Origin of the sequence: Desulfosalsimonas sp. (assembly GCF_046483245.1) — a bacterium.
In the GTDB taxonomy this organism is placed as follows: domain Bacteria; phylum Desulfobacterota; class Desulfobacteria; order Desulfobacterales; family Desulfosalsimonadaceae; genus Desulfosalsimonas.
This window is the reverse complement of the sequence record NZ_JAWODO010000070.1, coordinates 1-4,894: the sequence shown is the minus strand read 5'-3', so window position 1 is coordinate 4,894 and position 4,894 is coordinate 1. Positions and strand designations below refer to the sequence as shown.

The window sequence follows — 4,894 nt, the reverse complement described above, 5'->3', positions numbered from 1 at the left end:
CCCGTACCAGAAAGGATACAGCACATGAAAGCGTATTTGTGGATTCTGATTTTTTCTTTGATGATGGTTCCGGTCTCCGGCTCGGCCGCCCCGGAAGACCAGGGGCGGCGGGCCTTGCTGCCCCTGGTCTTCCGGGGCGGCCGAGCCGGAGACCGGAACCATCATCAAAGAAAAAATCAGAATCCACAAATACGCTTTCATGTGCTGTATCCTTTCTGGTACGGGTATATAATCATTAAAAACAAGTGTATGCCGTTTGTTTCCACAAGGTATGGTGAACCAGCCCGTGCTGGGCAAAGCGCCTGGCAATGAGCAGACCGCAGTCGGTGCGGGCCATTGCCTGAGAGTCTGCTTTCCAGGCCAGGTGGACACTGATTTCGTTTTCCACCTCCAGGTTCCGGTAGCAGGCATACCAAAGCGGTCCGGCAATTGCCCCCTGCTCCCGCAATGCGGCCATATCCTCCAGCAATTGCGCGCATTGCCCGGGCCTGGCAGTGCGTACGGTAATGGCTTCTATCCACATGGCGCTCCCCCTTTAAGGGCATCTGTATAAGCACAGCCTGTGCCAGAAACCAAATAAGGTGCAGTATCAATCGGTTATCCAAATCCCTCATTGAGAGATTGACATTATAATGTGAAAAAAATACGCTATATTGTAATTAGTCTTTATTATTCACCAAATAATGTAAAAGAAAGCCCATGGAACAATTCACTGAATCCTTTTTCCGGGAAGCGGTTCTGCGCATTTGCAGCAGCTTAGACATTGACAAGGCCCTGGACTCCTGTCTGAATTATTTGCAAAACTTCATTCCGGCCGACTCCATGCATCTTTCGGTGTATATGCCGGATGTCCGGATGCTGCGGTTTGTTGCAGTGGCCGGCGAAGCCCGCAGCAGACCCGCCGCAGAGACCGTGCAGGCCCCGGCCATTGACTGGCAGGCCCCTGAAAACCAGCGCCCGGGACTGCCGGATCTGCACGTGGTCAACAACCCCGGAAAAGACCCGAAAGTGGCATCCACACTGCAGCAGCTGCACCTGGATACCAATTTTTCGGTCATGATCATGCGCCTGTCCCTGGATGACCGCTATATTGGCGACGTGGCGGTCCAGAGCCGGGGCACAAACCGCTATTCCGACGCCCATGGCCGGCTTTTTGTCCAGCTCCGGGACCCCATTGCCATTGCTCTGGCCAATGCGCTCAAGCACCTGGAGGTTGTCCGCCTCAATGAAGTGCTGGCCGATGACAGCCGCTATTTCCAGGAAGAACTCAGGGCCAAAAAAGGCGGTGAGATTGTCGGCGCGGATTTCGGGCTAAGCGGAGTCATGCGCCAGGTCCAGCAGGTGGCCCGGCTCGACAACCCGGTGTTGCTCCTGGGCGAAACCGGCAGCGGCAAGGGAATGATCGCCGATACCATCCACAAGCTTTCCCACAGGTCCGCGGGCCCCATGATCACCGTCAACTGCGGCGCCATTCCCGGCTCCCTGCTGGAAAGCGAGCTTTTCGGTCATGAAAAGGGGGCGTTCACGGGTGCGGACCGGCAGAAACGTGGGCGGTTTGAGCGCGGCCAGGGCGGAACCGTTTTTCTGGACGAAATCGGAGAACTGCCCCTGCAGTTTCAGGCCAAGCTGCTGCATGTGCTGCAGCATAGAGAAATCGAGCGTGTGGGCGGAAGCCGGACTCTTCCCCTGGATATCCGGATCATCGCTGCCACCAACCGCGACCTGGCCGGCATGGTCCGCACCGGGAAATTCCGGGAAGACCTGTGGTACCGGATCAATGTTTTTCCCATCATGGTGCCGCCGCTTCGCCAGCGAAAAGAGGATATTCCCGCCCTGGTGCATCATTTCCTGCAGCGCAAGTCCGCGGATTTAAAACTCCCGTTTCGCCCCCGGCTGCCCGCCGGCGCCCTGGACCGGCTCATGGCCCATAACTGGCCGGGAAACGTGCGTGAACTGGAAAACCTTGTGGAAAGGGCCCTGATCCAATCCTCCGGAAGCCAGCTGGATATGGATTTGCTCACCGGCAATGCCGGCGGCGTCCACACTGCCGCAGCGCCCGGGGCCATAGATCCAGCCGAAGATTTCCCCTCACTGGATTCAATATGCGCCCGCCACATTCGCCAGGCCCTTGACCGGAGCCGTGGAAAAATCAGCGGTCCGGGCGGGGCCGCCGAACTGCTCAAACTGCATCCCAACACCCTGCGCCAGCGCATGGACAAGCTAAACATCCCCTACAGGCGCAGACACTGATATTATGAAATAGGTATTTGCGTCAAACGCCGCGGTTCTGCCCCGTGCGGCATTGGCAAACATAAACATTACACATCCCTGCAGGTAAGTATATCTGTTCGAATTGATCAAGCAGATTTCCCGCCCCTACAAATTATTTTTGACCCAAGTCAATGCGGACAGTATTTTTTGATGAAATAAAGCAAATACACGCTGTTTTTTATGCACCCTGTGATTTTCTTTTTTGAAGAGGTTCAGGCATAAAAAAACGGCTTCCGGGTCCTGGTAGACCGGGTATGGCTGAAAGAAATATCCAAAAAACAATTAAGGTTCAATGGAACCGATTGGAACAGGTTTACAGCGGAGGCATGTGATGCAGTTTAACTCTGATGGTCCGGGCGGCTCGCCCGTGGATCTTGAAAACGAGGACATTATCGCTGCCATGAAGGAAATGCAGGGATATATCGATATCACGCCCGCGGACTTCATGGAGATTTACCGTGTCGCGTACAATCATGCAGTGGGCCGGATCGCCCGGTCCATGCGCGCCAAAGACGTCATGACCCGGCAGGTGATCTGCGTCAATCCGGAGACCTCCCTGCTGGAAACCGCAGAGCGCATGGCTGCGGGCAACATTTCAGGCATTCCGGTTGTAAATGAAAAAAATGAAGTCCTGGACGTGATTAAGGAAAACCTCATGGGCGGACACATGATTTCCGCTGTGATCGGGGTGGCGGCATTCAAACTGCTCGGGGCCAGCATGCCCCTGGCTGCAGCTGTTGCGGTTGCCACGGCCATACTTGCCATGCACGCCACCAAAACCCTGCATCCCCCCGGCGGGGCCACTGCCCTGATCGCGGTGATCGGGAGCAGCAAAATCCACGCCCTGGGCTTCTGGTACGTGCTGGTTCCGGCCGGCCTTGGCGCTGTTGTGATGCTGGCCGTGGCCATGCTGGTCAACAATCTCGCCCCCCGTCGCCGCTACCCGGAGTTCTGGTTTTAAAAAATAAAAATCAAATACCTTTACATCAGGCCGATTTTCTGCTATTAATAATTGAATAATCAAGAGTTTTGGCGCCTGCAACAGCAACCCGGCAGGCAGTCCAAACCTCCTTGTTTCTTTAAAGAGCCACTGTTACTTGACCGGAAAAACAACCGGCAGCAACAGAACCCCGGCCCGTTTTTTCCCGTCTGCAACCTGCACAGCACCACGAAAGCGCAAACACAGCCCGGTACAACCGATAAAGTTGCATTAACCTGATATTCAAACTGAAAGGGGGATGGATGGAAGATTTCCTTGGTATGATAAGTGGATTTGTCTGGGGACCTGTAACAATCGTTTTGCTGGTCGGCACGGGAATTTTGCTGACCATTGTGGTTCCGCTGATTCAGCTTCGCAAGTTCGGCTATGCCTGGAAACTGATCTCCGGCAAATATGACGATCCAAAGGACAAGGGAGAAATCAGTCATTTCCAGGCCCTGACAGCAGCGCTTTCAGCCACCATCGGCACGGGCAATATTGCCGGGGTGGGCACGGCCATAGCCCTTGGCGGCCCGGGGGCCATGTTCTGGATGTGGATCACCGCGGTTTTCGGCATGGCCTTAAAATACGGGGAATGCCTGCTTTCCCTGCATTACCGGACCATCCACCCCGACGGCGTGGTGGGTGCCGGGCCCATGTACTACATTGAAAAGGGCCTGGGGCAGAAATGGCTCGGGGTCTTGTTTGCCGTGTTTGCAGCCGTGGCCTCATTTGGCATCGGCAACATGGTCCAGGCCAATTCCGTGGCTGAACCCGTGCTGACCTATTTCGGAATTCCCAAACTGGTGACCGGCCTGCTCATCGGCGCCCTTGTTTTCCTTGTGATTGTCGGCGGCATCAAGCGCATCGGCCAGGTGGCCAGCCGGCTGGTGCCCATCATGGCCACTTTTTACGTGATCGGCTCTTTGGTGGTGATCTTTGCCAATATCGGCCAGGTTCCGGCCGCCTTTGCCATGATCTTCACAGACGCCTTTACCGGCACTGCAGCCACCGGCGGCTTTGCCGGCGCAGCCGTGGCACAGGTCATCCGTTTTGGCGTGGCCCGGGGCGTGTTTTCAAACGAGGCCGGCCTGGGAAGCGCACCCATTGCCTGGGGTGCGGCCAAAACCAGTGAACCGGTGCGTGCAGGTCTGATTTCCATGCTCGGTCCTTTTATTGACACCATTTTGGTCTGCAGCATGACCGGGCTTGTCATCATTATCACCGGCGCCTTTACCTCGGGTGAAACCGGTGCGGACCTGACGGCCAAGGCATTTAACATGGGACTTCCCGGCCCGGGCGGATATATCGTGGCCATCGGCATCATCTTTTTCGCCTTTTCCACGGCCATTACCTGGTCATATTACGGGGACCGCTGCATTGACTATCTTTTCGGTCCAAAACTGGTCATGCCCTACCGGGTGCTTTACTGCCTGCTTTTGCCGGTGGGCGCCTATGTGGAACTGGCCACGGTCTGGACCATCTCGGATATATTCAATGCATTGATGGCCTGGCCCAACTTAATCGGCCTGATCTTTTTAAGCCCGGTCATCATCCGCCTGACCCGGGAATACTTCAGCGATCCCAAGCGGGTCTATCCCGCAGACATCGGATAAAGACGGCCCGGAAAGCTGCTGAAATTCT

At 55.7% G+C, this 4,894-nt stretch carries 5 protein-coding genes; 3 read left to right on the top strand and 2 right to left on the bottom strand.

The window, feature by feature from the left end; genetic code table 11:
• Both R6U41_RS06780 and R6U41_RS06775 read right to left on the bottom strand, forming a co-directional pair.
• The coding region (locus R6U41_RS06780) for a hypothetical protein (protein WP_410269076.1) at positions 1-201 on the bottom strand (201 nt) is incomplete at its 3' end.
• A 34-nt stretch (positions 202-235) separates the two neighbouring features.
• Complete coding sequence (locus tag R6U41_RS06775; protein WP_410269075.1) at positions 236-523, bottom strand: hypothetical protein; 288 nt, start codon at positions 521-523, stop codon at positions 236-238.
• A gap of 176 nt (positions 524-699) precedes the next feature.
• Between R6U41_RS06775 and R6U41_RS06770 the strand changes: the two genes are divergently transcribed.
• From R6U41_RS06770 to R6U41_RS06760, 3 genes are all read left to right on the top strand, one after another.
• A complete protein-coding gene (locus tag R6U41_RS06770) occupies positions 700-2,250 on the top strand; it encodes a sigma-54 interaction domain-containing protein (RefSeq protein WP_410269074.1) in 1,551 nt (516 codons plus the stop codon).
• A 352-nt stretch (positions 2,251-2,602) separates the two neighbouring features.
• Positions 2,603-3,232 (top strand): HPP family protein, encoded by a 630-nt coding sequence (locus R6U41_RS06765; RefSeq protein WP_410269073.1) that lies wholly within the window; start codon positions 2,603-2,605, stop codon positions 3,230-3,232.
• Between the two features lie 281 nt (positions 3,233-3,513).
• Positions 3,514-4,866 (top strand): alanine/glycine:cation symporter family protein, encoded by a 1,353-nt coding sequence (locus R6U41_RS06760; protein ID WP_410269072.1) that lies wholly within the window; start codon positions 3,514-3,516, stop codon positions 4,864-4,866.
• Positions 4,867-4,894 lie beyond the last annotated feature (28 nt).

Bases quoted from the DNA above. Each gene is read 5' to 3' on its own strand.
- R6U41_RS06775 (WP_410269075.1), bottom strand. From the start codon at position 523: ATGTGGATAGAAGCCATTACCGTACGCACTGCCAGGCCCGGGCAATGC.
- R6U41_RS06760 (WP_410269072.1), top strand. From the start codon at position 3,514: ATGGAAGATTTCCTTGGTATGATAAGTGGATTTGTCTGGGGACCTGTA.
- R6U41_RS06770 (WP_410269074.1), top strand. From the start codon at position 700: ATGGAACAATTCACTGAATCCTTTTTCCGGGAAGCGGTTCTGCGCATT.
- R6U41_RS06765 (WP_410269073.1), top strand. From the start codon at position 2,603: ATGCAGTTTAACTCTGATGGTCCGGGCGGCTCGCCCGTGGATCTTGAA.